17 protein-coding genes are annotated in these 17,482 nt (G+C 53.8%); all 17 read left to right on the top strand.

All coding sequences use genetic code 11. From position 1 onward, the window contains the following. Nucleotides 1-63 precede the first annotated feature (63 nt). The 17 genes from rsmG (at nt 64) to phoU (ending at nt 17,218) form a co-directional block, all read left to right on the top strand. The gene (rsmG, locus tag AC6CWS_RS03785; protein WP_032429030.1) at nt 64-687 is read left to right on the top strand and encodes a 16S rRNA (guanine(527)-N(7))-methyltransferase RsmG; all 624 of its coding nucleotides are present in this window, start codon (nt 64-66) and stop codon (nt 685-687) included. A 616-nt stretch (nt 688-1,303) separates the two neighbouring features. Next, complete coding sequence (gene atpI / locus AC6CWS_RS03780; protein WP_004202310.1) at nt 1,304-1,684, top strand: F0F1 ATP synthase subunit I; 381 nt, start codon at nt 1,304-1,306, stop codon at nt 1,682-1,684. An 8-nt stretch (nt 1,685-1,692) separates the two neighbouring features. Beyond that, a complete protein-coding gene (atpB, locus tag AC6CWS_RS03775; RefSeq protein WP_023291475.1) occupies nt 1,693-2,508 on the top strand; it encodes a F0F1 ATP synthase subunit A in 816 nt (271 codons plus the stop codon). 48 nt (nt 2,509-2,556) lie between these two features. After that, nucleotides 2,557-2,796, top strand: a complete 240-nt coding sequence (gene atpE / locus AC6CWS_RS03770) for a F0F1 ATP synthase subunit C (protein ID WP_000429386.1) — start codon at nt 2,557-2,559, stop codon at nt 2,794-2,796. 50 nt (nt 2,797-2,846) lie between these two features. Beyond that, nucleotides 2,847-3,317, top strand: a complete 471-nt coding sequence (gene atpF / locus AC6CWS_RS03765; protein ID WP_004107293.1) for a F0F1 ATP synthase subunit B — start codon at nt 2,847-2,849, stop codon at nt 3,315-3,317. A 14-nt stretch (nt 3,318-3,331) separates the two neighbouring features. Next, nucleotides 3,332-3,865: a F0F1 ATP synthase subunit delta gene (gene atpH / locus AC6CWS_RS03760; protein ID WP_004202307.1), complete on the top strand. Its 534-nt coding sequence runs from the start codon at nt 3,332-3,334 to the stop codon at nt 3,863-3,865. Nucleotides 3,866-3,877: 12 nt separating this feature from the next. Next, complete coding sequence (gene atpA / locus AC6CWS_RS03755; RefSeq protein WP_004144995.1) at nt 3,878-5,419, top strand: F0F1 ATP synthase subunit alpha; 1,542 nt, start codon at nt 3,878-3,880, stop codon at nt 5,417-5,419. Nucleotides 5,420-5,469: 50 nt separating this feature from the next. Further along, a complete protein-coding gene (gene atpG / locus AC6CWS_RS03750; RefSeq protein ID WP_004144996.1) occupies nt 5,470-6,333 on the top strand; it encodes a F0F1 ATP synthase subunit gamma in 864 nt (287 codons plus the stop codon). 26 nt (nt 6,334-6,359) lie between these two features. Continuing rightward, on the top strand, nt 6,360-7,742 hold the full coding sequence (atpD, locus tag AC6CWS_RS03745; protein WP_023291474.1) for a F0F1 ATP synthase subunit beta: 1,383 nt from the start codon (nt 6,360-6,362) through the stop codon (nt 7,740-7,742). Between the two features lie 20 nt (nt 7,743-7,762). Further along, nucleotides 7,763-8,182: a F0F1 ATP synthase subunit epsilon gene (locus AC6CWS_RS03740; RefSeq protein ID WP_004107274.1), complete on the top strand. Its 420-nt coding sequence runs from the start codon at nt 7,763-7,765 to the stop codon at nt 8,180-8,182. A 695-nt stretch (nt 8,183-8,877) separates the two neighbouring features. Further along, entirely contained in the window at nt 8,878-10,248 is a 1,371-nt protein-coding gene (gene glmU, locus AC6CWS_RS03735) for a bifunctional UDP-N-acetylglucosamine diphosphorylase/glucosamine-1-phosphate N-acetyltransferase GlmU (protein WP_065883543.1), read from the top strand. Between the two features lie 186 nt (nt 10,249-10,434). Beyond that, nucleotides 10,435-12,264 (top strand): glutamine--fructose-6-phosphate transaminase (isomerizing), encoded by a 1,830-nt coding sequence (gene glmS / locus AC6CWS_RS03730; protein ID WP_023291472.1) that lies wholly within the window; start codon nt 10,435-10,437, stop codon nt 12,262-12,264. Between the two features lie 339 nt (nt 12,265-12,603). Continuing rightward, a complete protein-coding gene (gene pstS, locus AC6CWS_RS03725) occupies nt 12,604-13,644 on the top strand; it encodes a phosphate ABC transporter substrate-binding protein PstS (RefSeq protein ID WP_023291471.1) in 1,041 nt (346 codons plus the stop codon). 128 nt (nt 13,645-13,772) lie between these two features. Then, nucleotides 13,773-14,732 (top strand): phosphate ABC transporter permease PstC, encoded by a 960-nt coding sequence (gene pstC / locus AC6CWS_RS03720; RefSeq protein WP_004145004.1) that lies wholly within the window; start codon nt 13,773-13,775, stop codon nt 14,730-14,732. Then, on the top strand, nt 14,732-15,622 hold the full coding sequence (pstA, locus tag AC6CWS_RS03715; protein ID WP_023291470.1) for a phosphate ABC transporter permease PstA: 891 nt from the start codon (nt 14,732-14,734) through the stop codon (nt 15,620-15,622). Before pstC ends, pstA begins: the two co-directional genes overlap by 1 nt. A 46-nt stretch (nt 15,623-15,668) precedes the next feature. After that, nucleotides 15,669-16,442 carry a phosphate ABC transporter ATP-binding protein PstB gene (gene pstB, locus AC6CWS_RS03710; RefSeq protein WP_004145006.1) on the top strand — a complete coding sequence of 258 codons (774 nt, stop codon included), beginning with the start codon at nt 15,669-15,671 and terminating at the stop codon, nt 16,440-16,442. Between the two features lie 50 nt (nt 16,443-16,492). Next, nucleotides 16,493-17,218: a phosphate signaling complex protein PhoU gene (gene phoU, locus AC6CWS_RS03705; protein WP_004145007.1), complete on the top strand. Its 726-nt coding sequence runs from the start codon at nt 16,493-16,495 to the stop codon at nt 17,216-17,218. Nucleotides 17,219-17,482 lie beyond the last annotated feature (264 nt).

Below are 17,482 nucleotides of genomic sequence, written 5' to 3'. Positions count from 1 at the left end.
TATCATTCCTGGCCCGGTAAGCGTTAGCGCCTCCGGGCTCATTATTTTTTGAAGGTACTTACCGTGCTCAACAAACTTTCTCGTCTGCTGGATGAAGCGGGTATTTCGCTCACCGATCACCAGAAAAATCAGCTGGTGGCTTACGTCGGGCTGCTCGATAAGTGGAACAAAGCCTATAACCTGACCTCCGTTCGCGATCCAAATGAGATGCTGGTGCGTCATATCCTCGACAGCATCATCGTCGCGCCTTATCTGCAGGGCTCGCGCTTTATCGATGTCGGTACGGGACCGGGGCTGCCGGGGATCCCGTTGGCTATCGTGCGCCCGGAGTCGCATTTCACCCTGCTGGACAGCCTTGGCAAACGCGTGCGCTTCCTGCGTCAGGTGCAGCATGAACTGAAGCTGGATAACATCACCCCGGTGCAGAGCCGCGTGGAAGCTTTCCCGGCCGAGCCGCCGTTTGATGGCGTGATAAGCCGCGCCTTCGCGTCGCTTAATGATATGGTGAGCTGGTGCCATCATTTGCCGGCCGCGAACGGTCACTTCTATGCGCTCAAAGGGTTAGCGCAAAAAGACGAAATGGAAAACCTGCCGGAAGGGTATGCCATAGCCGAGGTCATTGAGCTGCATGTTCCTCAGCTGGAAGGGGAGCGGCACCTGGTGGTGATTACGCCAAAAGCGAGTTAATTTTTATCAAAAAATGTGGAAAAAATGTGGCCCATGAATGTTACAAAAATAAAGGTCACCTCCTGATATTATCGGGCTGCATTTAACCATGTTTTTACTATGGTTTTTCTTGCGGTTAACTTAACGTAAGTGATTCACTGACAAAATAGTCAACTTTGAAAATATCAGGGTGCTAAAAATCGACAATGATGATCAGCATCGCGATGTTAAATTTTTATTATAAATGTCAATAAAAGGTTTTTATTGTATGTGGGGTTGTTTTAGATAATGTCCTCACTTTTTATCTTGAATATCAAAAACATGAAAAATAGTGTTTTATGTCCTTGATTCATTAAAGGGCGCTTGAAATGTTTATTATGTGATCTAATGCACGCTTTAATTGCCGTGTTTCCACGTTATTTGCAGTTTTGTATGACCGCTCACAGAACGCTGAAATGCACGGAAAGTTGTCCGTTGGAAAATAATTAAACATTTATTCACTATTTTGCTACTTATTGTTTGAAATCACGGGGCGTCACCGTATAATTTGTCCGCTTTTTGATGCTTGACTCTTCGTCTTAAAGGACGTTTTATACGACACGCGACATACCTCAAAGGGAGCAGGAGTAAAAACGTGATGTCAGTGTCGCTCTTGAGTCGAAACGTTGCTCGCAAGCTTCTGTTTATTCAGTTACTGGCAGTAATGGCAAGTGGACTGCTGTTTAGCCTCAAAGACCCCTTCTGGGGCATTTCCGCGGTATGCGGCGGTTTGGCAGTAGTTTTGCCAAACCTGATGTTTATGATTTTTGCCTGGCGTCATCAGGCGCATACACCAGCAAAAGGCCGTGTGGCCTGGACCTTCGCCTTCGGTGAAGCCTTCAAGGTGTTGCTGACCTTCGCCCTCCTGGCGGTGGCGCTGGCCGTTTTAAAAGTGGTATTTTTGCCACTGATCGTGACGTGGGTTTTGGTGCTGGTGGTACAAGTTCTGGCGCCAGCTGTAATCAACAACAAAGGGTAAAAGGCATCATGGCTTCAGAAAATATGACGCCGCAGGAATACATAGGTCACCATCTGAACAACCTTCAGATTGATCTGCGTACTTTCTCGCTGGTGGATCCGCACAACCCCCCGGCCACCTTCTGGACGCTCAACATTGACTCCATGTTCTTCTCGGTGGTTCTCGGTCTGCTGTTCCTGGCCATGTTCCGTAGCGTTGCTAAGAAAGCGACCAGCGGCGTACCAGGGAAATTCCAGACCTTCATCGAAATGATCATCGGCTTCGTCCATGGCAGCGTCAAAGACATGTACCATGGCAAGAGCAAGGTTATCGCGCCGCTGGCGCTGACCGTGTTCGTCTGGGTCTTCCTGATGAACCTGATGGACCTGCTGCCAATCGACCTGCTTCCTTATATCGGCGAACACATTTTCGGCCTGCCTGCACTGCGCGTGGTTCCGTCTGCTGACGTGAACATCACCCTGTCGATGGCGCTTGGCGTGTTCATCCTGATTATTTTCTACAGCATCAAAATGAAAGGCGTGGGTGGGTTCGTTAAAGAACTGACCATGCAGCCGTTCAATCACTGGGCGTTCATTCCTGTCAACTTAATCCTTGAAGGGGTAAGCCTGCTGTCCAAACCGGTCTCTCTCGGTCTGCGACTGTTCGGCAACATGTATGCCGGTGAGCTGATTTTCATTCTGATTGCTGGTCTGTTGCCGTGGTGGTCACAGTGGGTTCTGAATGTGCCTTGGGCCATTTTCCACATCCTGATTATTACGCTGCAAGCCTTCATCTTCATGGTTCTGACGATTGTCTATCTGTCGATGGCGTCTGAAGAGCATTGATTTTTACCAACACTACTACGTTTTAACTGAAACAAACTGGAGACTGTCATGGAAAACCTGAATATGGATCTGCTGTACATGGCTGCCGCTGTGATGATGGGTCTGGCGGCAATCGGTGCTGCGATCGGTATCGGCATCCTCGGAGGTAAATTCCTGGAAGGCGCAGCGCGTCAGCCGGATCTGATCCCTCTGCTGCGTACTCAGTTCTTTATCGTTATGGGTCTGGTGGATGCTATCCCGATGATCGCTGTAGGTCTGGGTCTGTACGTGATGTTCGCCGTCGCGTAGTAAGTTGTTAGAAACCTAAGCCACAGAGTTAATTAAAGAGGTATTGTGCTGTGAACATGAACGCAACAATCCTCGGCCAGGCCATCGCGTTTGTTATCTTCGTATGGTTCTGCATGAAGTACGTATGGCCGCCTTTAATGGCTGCCATCGAAAAACGCCAGAAAGAGATTTCTGACGGTTTAGCTTCTGCAGAACGCGCTAAGAAAGATTTGGACCTTGCACAGGCCAACGCGACCGACCAGCTGAAAAAAGCGAAAGCGGAAGCCCAGGTAATCATTGAGCAGGCGAACAAGCGCCGCTCTCAGATTCTGGACGAAGCTAAAGCTGAAGCAGAACAGGAACGCACCAAAATCGTTGCACAAGCGCAGGCTGAAATTGATGCTGAGCGTAAACGTGCACGCGAGGAGCTGCGTAAGCAGGTCGCTATCCTGGCTGTTGCTGGCGCCGAGAAGATCATCGAACGTTCCGTGGATGAAGCTGCTAACAGCGACATCGTGGATAAACTTGTCGCTGAACTGTAAGGAGGGAGGGGCTGATGTCTGAATTTGTAACGGTAGCTCGCCCCTACGCCAAAGCAGCTTTTGACTTTGCCGTCGAACACAACAGTGTTGAACGCTGGCAGGATATGCTGGCGTTTGCCGCCGAAGTGACCAAAAACGACCAAATGGCAGAGCTTCTCTCCGGTGCTTTGGCGCCGGAAACGCTCTCAGAAGCGTTTATCGCTATCTGCGGCGAGCAACTTGACGAAAACGGCCAGAACCTGATTAAGGTGATGGCGGAAAATAATCGTCTGAAGGTGCTCCCGGACGTTCTTGAGCAATTCATTCACCTGCGCGCGGCCAGTGAGGCCATCGCAGAGGTAGAAGTCATATCTGCCAACCAACTGAGTGATGAACAGCTTGCCAGGATCGTCAGCGCGATGGAAAAACGTCTGTCACGCAAAGTTAAGCTGAATTGCAAAATCGATAAGTCTGTTATGGCAGGTATTATCATCCGTGCGGGTGATATGGTCATTGATGGCAGCGTACGCGGCCGTCTTGATCGCCTTGCAGACGTCTTGCAGTCTTAAGGGGACTGGAGCATGCAACTGAATTCCACCGAAATCAGCGAACTGATCAAGCAGCGCATTGCTCAGTTCAATGTTGTGAGCGAAGCTCATAACGAAGGTACTATTGTTTCTGTAAGTGACGGTGTTATCCGCATCCACGGCCTTGCCGAATGTATGCAGGGTGAGATGATCTCCCTGCCGGGTAACCGTTACGCTATCGCACTGAACCTGGAGCGCGACTCCGTTGGTGCGGTGGTGATGGGTCCGTACGCTGACCTCGCCGAAGGCATGAAGGTGAAATGTACTGGCCGTATCCTGGAAGTTCCGGTTGGCCGTGGCCTGCTGGGCCGCGTGGTTAACACCCTGGGCGCGCCAATTGATGGTAAAGGTCCGCTGGAAAACGACGGTTTCTCCGCCGTTGAAGCGATCGCGCCGGGCGTAATCGAACGTCAGTCCGTCGATCAGCCGGTACAGACCGGTTATAAATCCGTTGACGCCATGATCCCAATCGGTCGTGGTCAGCGTGAACTGATCATCGGCGACCGTCAGACCGGTAAAACTGCGCTGGCTATCGATGCCATCATCAACCAGCGTGATTCCGGCATCAAGTGCGTCTATGTTGCTATCGGCCAGAAAGCGTCCACCATCTCTAACGTGGTGCGTAAACTGGAAGAGCACGGCGCGCTGGCTAACACCATCGTGGTGGTAGCGACTGCATCCGAATCTGCTGCACTGCAATACCTGGCGCCATACGCGGGTTGCGCAATGGGCGAATACTTCCGCGACCGCGGTGAAGATGCGCTGATCGTTTACGATGACCTGTCTAAACAGGCTGTTGCTTATCGTCAGATCTCCCTGCTGCTCCGTCGTCCGCCAGGACGTGAAGCGTTCCCGGGCGACGTATTCTACCTCCACTCTCGTCTGCTGGAGCGTGCTGCGCGTGTTAACGCCGAATACGTTGAAGCCTTCACCAAAGGTGAAGTGAAAGGGAAAACCGGTTCTCTGACCGCGCTGCCGATTATCGAAACCCAGGCGGGTGACGTTTCCGCGTTCGTTCCGACCAACGTAATCTCCATTACCGATGGTCAGATCTTCCTGGAAACCAACCTGTTCAACGCCGGTATTCGTCCTGCGGTTAACCCGGGTATCTCGGTATCCCGTGTGGGTGGTGCAGCGCAGACCAAGATCATGAAGAAACTGTCCGGTGGTATCCGTACCGCGCTGGCGCAGTATCGTGAACTGGCGGCGTTCTCCCAGTTTGCATCCGACCTTGACGATGCAACCCGCAAACAGCTGGACCACGGTCAGAAAGTGACCGAACTGCTGAAACAGAAACAGTATGCGCCGATGTCCGTCGCGCAGCAGTCTCTGGTTCTGTTCGCAGCAGAACGTGGTTATCTGGCTGATGTAGAACTGGCGAAAATCGGTAGCTTCGAAGCCGCTCTGCTGGCTTACGTCGACCGTGATCACGCTCCGCTGATGCAAGAGATTAACCAGTCCGGTGGCTATAACGACGAAATCGAAGGAAAGCTGAAAGGCATCCTCGATTCCTTCAAAGCAACCCAGTCCTGGTAACGTCTGGCGGTCTGTCTTAGGGCAGGCCGCAAGGCATTGAGGAGAAGCTCATGGCCGGCGCAAAAGAGATACGTAGTAAGATCGCAAGCGTCCAGAACACGCAAAAGATCACTAAAGCGATGGAGATGGTCGCCGCTTCCAAAATGCGTAAATCGCAGGAGCGCATGGCGGCCAGCCGTCCTTACGCAGATACTATGCGCAAAGTGATTGGTCACCTTGCGAACGGTAATCTGGAATATAAGCACCCTTACCTGGAAGAACGCGACGTTAAGCGCGTGGGCTACCTGGTGGTGTCGACCGACCGTGGTTTGTGCGGCGGCTTGAACATTAACCTGTTCAAGAAACTGCTGGCGGAAATGAAAGCATGGTCCGATAAAGGCGTTCAGTGCGACCTCGCAATGATCGGCTCTAAGGGCGTCTCTTTCTTTAACTCCGTTGGCGGCAACGTCGTTGCACAGGTGACCGGTATGGGGGATAACCCATCCCTGTCCGAACTGATCGGCCCGGTAAAAGTGATGTTGCAGGCCTATGATGAAGGCCGTCTGGACAAGCTGTACGTTGTCAGCAACAAATTTATTAACACCATGTCTCAGGTTCCGACGATCACTCAGCTGCTGCCGTTACCGGCATCAGAAGACGCTGATCTGAAACGTAAATCCTGGGATTACCTGTATGAGCCCGATCCGAAAGCGCTGCTGGATACCCTCCTGCGCCGCTACGTCGAGTCTCAGGTTTATCAGGGCGTGGTTGAAAACCTGGCCAGCGAGCAGGCCGCCCGTATGGTGGCGATGAAAGCCGCGACCGATAATGGCGGCAGCCTGATTAAAGAGCTGCAGTTGGTATACAACAAAGCTCGTCAGGCCAGCATTACTCAGGAACTCACCGAGATCGTCTCGGGGGCCGCCGCGGTTTAACCAGGTTATTTCGTAGAGGATTTAAGATGGCTACTGGAAAGATTGTCCAGGTAATCGGCGCCGTGGTCGACGTCGAGTTCCCTCAGGATGCCGTACCACGCGTGTACGAAGCCCTTGAGGTACAGAATGGTAATGAAGTTCTGGTGCTGGAAGTTCAGCAGCAGCTGGGCGGCGGTATCGTGCGTACCATCGCCATGGGTTCTTCCGATGGTCTGCGCCGCGGTCTGGATGTAAAAGACCTCGAGCACCCGATCGAAGTCCCGGTTGGTAAAGCTACGCTGGGTCGTATCATGAACGTACTGGGTCAACCGGTCGACATGAAAGGCGACATCGGCGAAGAAGAGCGTTGGGCTATCCACCGCGCAGCACCGTCTTATGAAGAGCTGTCCAGCTCTCAGGAACTGCTGGAAACCGGCATCAAAGTTATCGACCTGATGTGTCCGTTCGCGAAGGGCGGTAAAGTCGGTCTGTTCGGTGGCGCGGGTGTAGGTAAAACCGTAAACATGATGGAGCTGATCCGTAACATCGCGATCGAGCACTCCGGTTACTCCGTGTTTGCGGGCGTAGGTGAACGTACTCGTGAGGGTAACGACTTCTACCACGAAATGACCGACTCCAACGTTATCGACAAAGTATCCCTGGTGTATGGCCAGATGAACGAGCCGCCGGGAAACCGTCTGCGCGTTGCGCTGACCGGCCTGACCATGGCTGAGAAGTTCCGTGACGAAGGTCGTGACGTTCTGCTGTTCGTCGATAACATCTATCGTTACACCCTGGCCGGTACGGAAGTATCCGCACTGCTGGGTCGTATGCCTTCAGCGGTAGGTTACCAGCCGACACTGGCGGAAGAGATGGGCGTTCTGCAGGAACGTATCACCTCCACCAAAACCGGCTCTATCACTTCCGTACAGGCGGTATACGTACCGGCGGATGACTTAACTGACCCATCCCCAGCCACTACCTTTGCTCACTTAGATGCAACCGTAGTACTGAGCCGTCAGATCGCATCCCTGGGTATCTACCCGGCCGTTGACCCGCTGGACTCCACCAGCCGTCAGCTGGATCCGCTGGTTGTTGGTCAGGAGCACTACGACACCGCTCGTGGCGTTCAGTCCATTCTGCAGCGTTATCAGGAACTGAAAGACATTATCGCCATCCTGGGTATGGATGAACTGTCTGAAGAAGATAAACTGGTGGTAGCTCGCGCACGTAAGATCCAGCGCTTCCTGTCCCAGCCGTTCTTCGTGGCAGAAGTATTTACCGGTTCTCCGGGCAAATACGTCTCCCTGAAAGACACCATCCGTGGCTTTAAAGGCATCATGGAAGGCGAATACGATCACCTGCCGGAGCAGGCGTTCTACATGGTCGGTTCTATCGACGAAGCCGTGGAAAAAGCCAAAAAACTTTAACGCCTTAATCGGAGGGTGATATGGCAATGACTTACCACCTGGACGTCGTCAGCGCAGAGAAACAAATGTTCTCTGGTCTGGTCGAGAAAATCCAGGTAACGGGTAGCGAAGGTGAACTGGGTATTTACCCGGGGCACGCGCCGCTGCTCACCGCCATTAAGCCTGGTATGATTCGCATCGTTAAGCAGCACGGTCACGAAGAATTTATCTACCTGTCAGGCGGCATTCTTGAAGTGCAGCCGGGTAGCACGACCGTCCTGGCGGATACCGCAATTCGTGGCCAGGATCTCGACGAAGCGCGAGCCCTGGAAGCGAAACGTAAGGCTGAAGAGCACATTAAGAGCTCTCATGGTGACGTGGATTACGCTCAGGCGTCCGCGGAACTGGCCAAAGCGATCGCTAAACTGCGCGTTATCGAGTTGACCAAAAAAGCGATGTAACACCGGCTTGAACGTAAAAAGCCAGTCTGGTTTCCAGGCTGGCTTTTTTTATGGCCAGCTGCTGACGAGCGGATGAAGTGAAAACAGAGTTCACCCTTAATTGTTATTGATTAGTTAAATGATGAAGCGTAGACTCTATTTTATGTGATGTATGTCACATAAAATAGCGTTATCAAATTGCACCTGCGTCAGGAATTCATCATGAAACTGTTCCATAAAATCATCGCTAAATTTAGCGTCCTGAGCTTCTAAGCTCCGCGCTATCTCCCCCGCTGACACGACGTATCGCCCATCAAAACGACAACACTGGCGATGTGAAACCGGGCAAAGAAGGTCACCTGACGGTGGCCTTTCGTTTTTAATCACTACATCAATCACTTTGCCGCCCTCCCCCGCCAGCGACTGGCGACGATTATCCTGGTTCTTCCCGTTATGGGTGCTGAAAACCGCTTTCCGCAGCGGCTTTATTCAGGTGACGAAAAAACAGCAAAAGCAGTGAGATAGTCAATGATTATCCTCCCTACCCTCCTTTTTCAGCGTTAAACTGATTTGCAGTGGTTAAAAATAGCGTCATAAAATGGTGTATAGCGGTGAGCCTGGACGTTTTCTCCACGTCTCGTTTTATGATGAAAAATATGTAGAAATTTCAACGTGAAAGGCTTTTACTTTTCGTTCTAACTACCGTCAGGATGAGTATGTCAAATAGTGCGATGAGCGTGGTTATCCTTGCCGCAGGCAAAGGGACCCGCATGTATTCCGATCTTCCTAAGGTGCTGCATACCCTGGCCGGGAAGCCAATGGTGCAGCATGTCATTGATGCCGCTAACGATTTAGGCGCATGTGCGGTACACCTGGTGTACGGCCACGGCGGCGATCTGCTGCGTCAGACGCTGCATGAAGACAACCTGAACTGGGTGCTGCAGGCCGAGCAGCTAGGAACCGGGCACGCCATGCAGCAGGCGGCGCCGTTCTTCAATGATGATGAAGACATCCTGATGCTCTACGGCGACGTGCCGCTGATCTCCGTCGAGACGCTACAGCGCCTGCGCGCCGCGAAACCGCAGGGCGGGATTGGTCTGCTGACGGTGAAGCTGGATGATCCAACCGGCTATGGCCGCATTACCCGTGAGAATGGCCAGGTGACAGGCATCGTTGAGCACAAAGATGCCAGCGAGGCGCAGCGCCAGATTCAGGAAATTAACACCGGGATCCTGATCGCCGGCGGAGCAGATCTCAAGCGCTGGCTGGCGAAGCTCACCAATAACAACGCCCAGGGCGAATACTACATCACCGATATCATCGCCATGGCGCATCAGGAAGGTCACGAGATCGTTGCCGTGCATCCCCAGCGCCTGAGCGAAGTCGAAGGCGTCAACAATCGCCTGCAGCTTGCGCGCCTGGAGCGCGTCTACCAGGCTGAGCAAGCGGAAAAGCTGCTGCTGGCGGGGGTGATGTTGCGCGATCCGGCGCGTTTCGATCTGCGCGGTACGCTGCAGCACGGGCGCGATGTGGAGATCGATACTAACGTTATTCTGCAAGGCAGCGTCGTGCTGGGCGATCGCGTGAAAATCGGCGCCGGCTGCGTGATTAAAAACAGCACTATCGGCGATGATTGCGAAATCAGCCCCTACAGCGTGGTGGAAGATGCCCAGCTGCAGGCGGCCTGCACCATCGGCCCATTTGCCCGTCTGCGCCCGGGCGCCGAACTGCTGGAAGGCGCCCACGTTGGCAACTTCGTGGAAATGAAAAAGGCGCGTCTCGGCAAAGGCTCCAAGGCGGGTCATCTGACCTATCTGGGCGATGCGGAGATCGGTGATAACGTCAATATCGGCGCGGGCACCATCACCTGCAACTATGATGGCGCGAATAAACATAAAACGATTATTGGCGATGATGTTTTTGTCGGCTCGGATACCCAGCTAGTGGCCCCGGTCACGGTTGGCAACGGCGTCACGATCGCCGCCGGCACCACCGTCACACGCAATATCGCCGATAACGAACTGGTGTTGAGCCGCGTACCGCAGGTCCACAAACAGGGCTGGCAGCGTCCGGTGAAGAAAAAATAAACAGGATTGTCGCCGGGGGTGAAAAACGCCCGGCGAACCAGGATGAGAGGGTCAATATAGATCCCCGTCCGCAGGCAGTACCATAACAATAACCCCACTCTCTACAAGGCTCGGGGCGCCCGGAAAACGGGCAAATACAGGTCAGCGACAACGCATGGCATATCGCCATTATCAGGAAATTTAACTATGTGTGGAATTGTTGGCGCAGTCGCGCAGCGTGATATTGCTGAAATCCTTCTCGAAGGTTTACGTCGTCTGGAATACCGTGGCTATGACTCTGCCGGTCTGGCGGTAGTCGACAGCGAAGGTCATATGACCCGCGTACGTCGCCTGGGTAAGGTACAGATGCTGGCTCAGGCGGTCGAAGAGCAACCGTTACACGGTGGTACCGGGATCGCCCATACTCGTTGGGCGACGCACGGCGAACCGTCTGAGAGCAATGCGCATCCGCATGTTTCTGAACACATTGTGGTGGTCCATAACGGGATCATCGAAAACCACGAGCCGCTGCGCGCACTGCTGCAGTCTCGCGGCTATGTCTTCGTCACTGAGACCGATACCGAAGTTATCGCCCATCTGGTGCACTGGGAGCTGGAACAAGGTGGTACCTTACGTGAAGCCGTGCTGCGCGCCATCCCGCAGCTGCGCGGCGCCTACGGCACCGTCATCATGGATACCCGCGACCCGGGAACTCTGCTGGCGGCCCGCTCCGGTAGCCCACTGGTTATTGGTCTGGGCATGGGTGAAAACTTTATCGCCTCCGACCAGCTGGCGCTGCTGCCGGTTACCCGCCGCTTCATCTTCCTCGAAGAGGGCGATATTGCGGAAGTGACTCGTCGCTCGGTGGTGATTTTCGATAAATCCGCTGCGCAAGTGAAGCGCCAGGAGATCGAATCCAATCTGCAGTATGACGCCGGCGATAAAGGTATCTATCGCCACTATATGCAGAAAGAGATTTTCGAACAGCCGAACGCGATTAAGAACACCCTGACCGGGCGTATCAGCCACGGCGAAGTCGATCTCAGCGAGCTGGGGCCGAACGCCAATGAAATGCTGGCTCAGGTCGAACATATTCAGATTGTTGCCTGCGGGACCTCCTATAACTCCGGGATGGTCTCCCGCTACTGGTTTGAAGCGTTAGCCGGCGTGCCGTGCGATGTGGAAATCGCCTCCGAATTCCGCTATCGCAAGTCCGCGGTGCGTCGTAACAGCCTGATGATCACCCTTTCCCAGTCCGGTGAAACTGCCGATACGCTGGCGGCGCTGCGATTGTCGAAAGAGCTGGGCTATCTCGGCTCGCTGGCCATCTGCAACGTGCCGGGCTCGTCGCTGGTGCGCGAATCCGATCTGGCGCTGATGACCAAAGCCGGAACGGAAATTGGCGTGGCCTCGACCAAGGCCTTTACCACTCAGCTGACGGTGCTGCTGATGCTGGTGGCGAAACTGGCGCGATTGAAAGGTCAGGATGCGTCCATTGAGCATGATATCGTCCACGGCCTGCAGGCGCTGCCGAGTCGTATCGAGCAGATGCTCTCTCAGGACAAGCGTATTGAGCAGCTGGCAGAGCGTTTCTCTGATAAGCACCATGCGCTGTTCCTCGGCCGCGGCGATCAGTATCCGATCGCCATGGAAGGGGCGCTGAAGCTGAAAGAGATCTCCTACATTCACGCGGAAGCCTACGCGGCGGGCGAGCTGAAGCACGGCCCGCTGGCGCTGATTGATGCGGAAATGCCGGTGATCGTGGTGGCGCCGAACAACGAGCTGCTGGAAAAACTGAAATCCAACATCGAAGAAGTTCGCGCCCGCGGCGGTGAGCTGTACGTCTTCGCCGACGGTGACGCCGGCTTCAACGGCAGCGACAACATGCACATCATTGAGATGCCGCATGTCGAAGAGACCATTGCCCCCATCTTCTACACCGTGCCGCTGCAGCTGCTGGCTTATCACGTTGCGCTGATCAAAGGCACAGACGTTGATCAGCCGCGTAACCTGGCGAAATCGGTCACGGTTGAGTAACGTATTACCTCTTTTGCAAAGGGCTGCCGGCGGCGGCCCTTTTTTATTTTCACCTGCTGTTTTTCGCCGATCTTGTGCGCAATATGTGGGATGGCGATAGACGACAACCGATCGTTTTGCACTGCGATTTGGCTGTCATAAAAAGAAAATTATTCCGTCATTGTATGGTCATGCTTGCAGGTAACCATTTGAGTTATAAGCGTATTATTTGACGCAAAATCCCTTCTCCCAGCCTGTCATAAAACTGTCATAATTCGTACATTTTACTGTCACCTCTTTGACCTATTTTGCTCACCATAGCCTCGAAACAATGATTTACGAATCCCAGCAGGAGACATTATGAACGTTATGCGTACCACCGTCGCAACAGTTGTCGCCGCGACCTTATCGATGAGCGCTTTCTCTGCTTTCGCAGCAGCAAGCCTGACTGGCGCAGGTGCAACTTTTCCTGCGCCGGTGTATGCCAAATGGGCTGACACCTATCAGAAAGAAACCGGCAATAAAGTGAACTACCAGGGTATTGGTTCCTCTGGTGGCGTTAAGCAGATTATTGCCAACACCGTTGATTTCGGTGCTTCTGATGCTCCGCTGGCTGATGACAAACTGACCCAGGAAGGTCTGTTCCAGTTCCCGACCGTGATTGGCGGCGTGGTGCTGGCGGTTAACCTGCCTGGCGTGAAATCCGGCGAGCTGGTGCTGGATGGCAAAACCCTCGGCGATATCTACCTGGGTAAAATTAAAAAATGGGATGACGAAGCGATCGCTAAACTCAACCCGGGTCTGAAGCTGCCGTCGCAGAATATCGCCGTGGTTCGCCGCGCCGATGGATCCGGTACCTCCTTCGTCTTCACCAGCTACCTGTCCAAAGTGAATGAAGAGTGGAAATCGAAAATCGGCGCAGGCTCTACCGTTAACTGGCCAACCGGTCTTGGCGGTAAAGGCAACGACGGTATCGCCGCCTTTGTTCAGCGTCTGCCGGGCTCGATTGGTTACGTCGAATACGCTTACGCCAAACAAAACAATCTGGCGTACACCAAACTGGTCTCTGCCGATGGCAAACCGGTTAGCCCGACTGAAGACAACTTCGCTAACGCCGCAAAAGGCGTTGACTGGAGCAAGTCTTTCGCTCAGGACCTGACTAACCAGAAGGGTGAAAATGCATGGCCGATCACCTCAACCACCTTCATTCTGGTGCATAAGGCGACTAACAAGCCTGAGCAGACCGCTGAAGTGCTGAAGTTCTTCGACTGGGCGTATAAAAACGGCGGGAAAGAAGCGAATGCGCTGGATTACGCATCGCTGCCGGAAAGCGTGGTTGAGCAGGTTCGTGCGGCATGGAAAACCAACGTCAAAGACAGCAGCGGTAAAGCGCTGTACTAACAGTAGATTTTTGACGAAGATGGCGGGGGGCGTTCAGCGCTGCCCGCCCTACGGTTCAGACTGTAGGCCCGGAAGCGAACGCCACCGGGCATTTATTCGAACAAGCTTTAATACGTAAAGAGTAATCTATGGCTGCAACCAAGCCTGCATTTACCCCTCCGGGGAAAAAGGGTGACATGATTTTCAGTGCGCTGGTAAAACTGGCTGCGCTGATTGTGCTATTGATGCTGGGCGGCATCATCGTTTCCCTGATCATCTCTTCCTGGCCGAGCATTCAAAAGTTTGGCTTTGCCTTTTTGTGGACCAAAGAGTGGGATGCGCCCAACGAAATCTTCGGCGCGCTGGTGCCGATTTACGGGACCCTGGTGACCTCCTTTATCGCGCTGCTGATCGCCGTACCGGTGAGCTTCGGCATCGCGCTGTTTCTGACGGAACTGTCCCCCGCCTGGCTCAAGCGTCCGCTGGGTATTGCGATTGAGCTGCTGGCCGCGATCCCGAGTATCGTGTACGGCATGTGGGGCCTGTTTATTTTCGCCCCGCTGTTTGCGACTTACTTCCAGGAGCCTGTCGGTAACGTCCTGTCGACTATTCCGTTCGTCGGCGCGCTGTTTGCTGGCCCGGCGTTTGGTATCGGTATTCTCGCCGCTGGCGTCATTCTGGCCATCATGATCATCCCTTATATCGCCGCGGTAATGCGTGATGTTTTCGAACAGACGCCGGTGATGATGAAAGAGTCGGCCTATGGCATCGGCTGCACCACTTGGGAAGTGATCTGGCGCATCGTTTTACCGTTCACCAAGAACGGGGTGATCGGCGGCGTGATGCTCGGTCTGGGCCGTGCGCTGGGTGAAACCATGGCGGTCACCTTTATCATCGGTAACACCTACCAGCTCGACAGCATATCGCTGTATATGCCGGGGAACAGCATTACCTCCGCGCTGGCCAACGAATTCGCCGAAGCCGAAACCGGTCTGCACGTGGCGGCGCTGATGGAACTGGGTCTGATCCTGTTCGTTATCACCTTTATCGTTCTGGCGGCGTCGAAGTTTATGATTATGCGCCTCGCGAAGAATGAGGGGGCACGCTAATGGCGACCATTGAAATGCAAAGCACCGCCGAGCTGGCGGAGTCTCGCCGCAAGATGCAGGCTAAACGCCGCATGAAGAACCGCATCGCCCTGGCGCTGTCGATGGCCACCATGGCGTTTGGTTTGTTCTGGCTTATCTGGATCCTGATGGCGACGATAACCCGCGGCTTCGACGGCATGAGCCTGGCGCTGTTTACCGAAATGACGCCGCCGCCGAATACCGCGGGCGGCGGTCTGGCCAACGCCCTCGCCGGCAGCGGCCTGCTGATCCTGTGGGCAACTATCTTTGGTACGCCGCTGGGTATCCTCGCTGGAATTTATTTGGCGGAGTATGGCCGCAAGTCGGTGCTGGCGGAAATTATCCGTTTTATTAACGATATACTGCTTTCCGCGCCGTCTATCGTGGTTGGTCTGTTCGTCTACACCATCGTGGTGGCGCAGATGCAGCACTTCTCCGGCTGGGCGGGGGTGATCGCCCTGGCGCTGCTGCAGGTGCCTATCGTTATTCGTACCACCGAAAACATGCTGAAACTGGTGCCGGATAGCCTGCGTGAAGCGGCCTATGCGCTGGGTACGCCGAAGTGGAAGATGATCTCGGCGATCACCCTGAAAGCGTCCGTCTCGGGGATTATGACCGGGATCCTGCTGGCTATCGCCCGTATCGCCGGGGAAACGGCGCCCCTGCTGTTTACCGCGCTGTCCAACCAGTTCTGGAGCACCGACATGATGCAGCCGATTGCCAACCTGCCGGTGACCATTTTCAAATTTGCCATGAGTCCGTTTGCGGAGTGGCAGCAACTGGCATGGGCCGGGGTATTGATTATCACCCTGTGCGTCTTGCTGCTGAACATCCTGGCGCGCGTTATCTTCGCCAAGAAGAAACACGGTTAATTTTTGCGGCGCAGCGACAGCTGCGCTGAATGAGGAAGAGATTGAGATGAGTATGGTGAATACAGCCCCGGGTAAGATTTCAGTTCGCAACCTGAACTTCTACTACGGTAAATTCCATGCCCTGAAGAACATCAACCTGGATATCACCAAAAACCAGGTGACGGCGTTTATCGGTCCGTCAGGCTGTGGTAAATCCACTCTGCTGCGTACGTTCAATAAAATGTTTGAACTGTATCCGGAGCAGCGCGCGGAAGGCGAGATCCTGCTGGATGGCGACAACATTCTGACCAACACCCAGGATATCGCCCTGCTGCGTGCCAAGGTTGGCATGGTATTCCAGAAGCCAACGCCGTTCCCGATGTCCATTTACGACAACATCGCTTTCGGCGTGCGCCTGTTTGAAAAGCTGTCCCGTGCCGATATGGATGAGCGCGTGCAGTGGGCGTTGACCAAAGCCGCATTATGGAATGAAACCAAAGATAAACTGCACCAGAGCGGGTATTCTCTCTCCGGCGGTCAGCAGCAGCGCCTGTGCATCGCCCGCGGTATCGCGATCCGCCCGGAAGTCCTGCTGCTTGATGAACCTTGCTCAGCGCTGGACCCGATCTCTACCGGGCGTATCGAGGAGCTGATCACCGAGCTGAAGCAGGATTACACCGTCGTTATCGTGACTCACAACATGCAGCAGGCTGCGCGTTGCTCCGACCATACGGCATTTATGTATCTTGGCGAGCTGATTGAGTTCAGCAACACGGATGACCTGTTCACCAAGCCCGCGAAGAAACAAACTGAAGATTATATTACTGGCCGCTACGGTTGATTTGCCCTTGTGCTTTCAGGCTCTCACCAGTTGGGCAATCAGGAGACACCATGGACAACCTAAATCTTAACAAACATATTTCCGGCCAGTTCAACGCTGAACTGGAGTATATCCGCACCCAGGTGATGACCATGGGTGGGCTGGTGGAGCAACAGCTTTCTGATGCGATCACCGCCATGCATAACCAGGACAGCGATCTGGCGAAACGCGTGATTGACGGCGACAAACAGGTCAACATGATGGAAGTGGCGATCGATGAAGCCTGCGTGCGCATCATCGCCAAGCGCCAGCCGACCGCCAGCGACCTGCGCCTGGTGATGGCGATCATCAAGACCATCGCTGAGCTGGAACGCATTGGCGACGTGGCGGATAAAATCTGCCGTACCGCGCTGGAGAAGTTTTCCCAGCAGCACCAGCCGCTGCTGGTGAGCCTCGAATCGCTGGGCCGCCATACGGTGCAGATGCTGCATGACGTGCTGGATGCCTTCGCGCGTATGGATCTCGACGAGGCGGTACGTATCTATCGCGAAGACAAGAAAGTCGACCAGGAGTATGAAGGCATCGTGCGTCAGCTGATGACCTACATGATGGAAGACTCGCGCACTATCCCCAGCGTTCTGACGGCGCTGTTCTGCGCGCGCTCCATCGAACGTATCGGCGACCGCTGCCAGAATATTTGCGAATATATTTTCTACTTCGTCAAAGGCCAGGATTTCCGTCATGTGGGCGGCGATGAACTGGATAAACTGCTCGCCGGAAAAGATCCGAAAGAGTAATAATCATTTTGTTTAATTCTGATAAATGGATTTATCAGAATTAGATATGATTCCTCCAGCGGCAGCGATATTGCTGCGATTATCGTCACAATTAACAGGCTGCCCGTTTGAGTTCTTCATTTTATCGCGTAACAATCAGTATCCACTGACTGAGCGCGCAAGCTCAGAATGTTTTAAACGGATTGTTACTGCGACAGCAGGCAAAACCTGATATTGCCCCCCCACGGCGGCGATATCAGGTTTTTTTATGTGCGCTAAGAATGA

The organism is Klebsiella sp. M041, assembly GCF_059759695.1.
The sequence above is the reverse complement of the archived record's forward strand: the minus strand, read 5'-3'. Positions and strand labels throughout refer to the sequence as shown.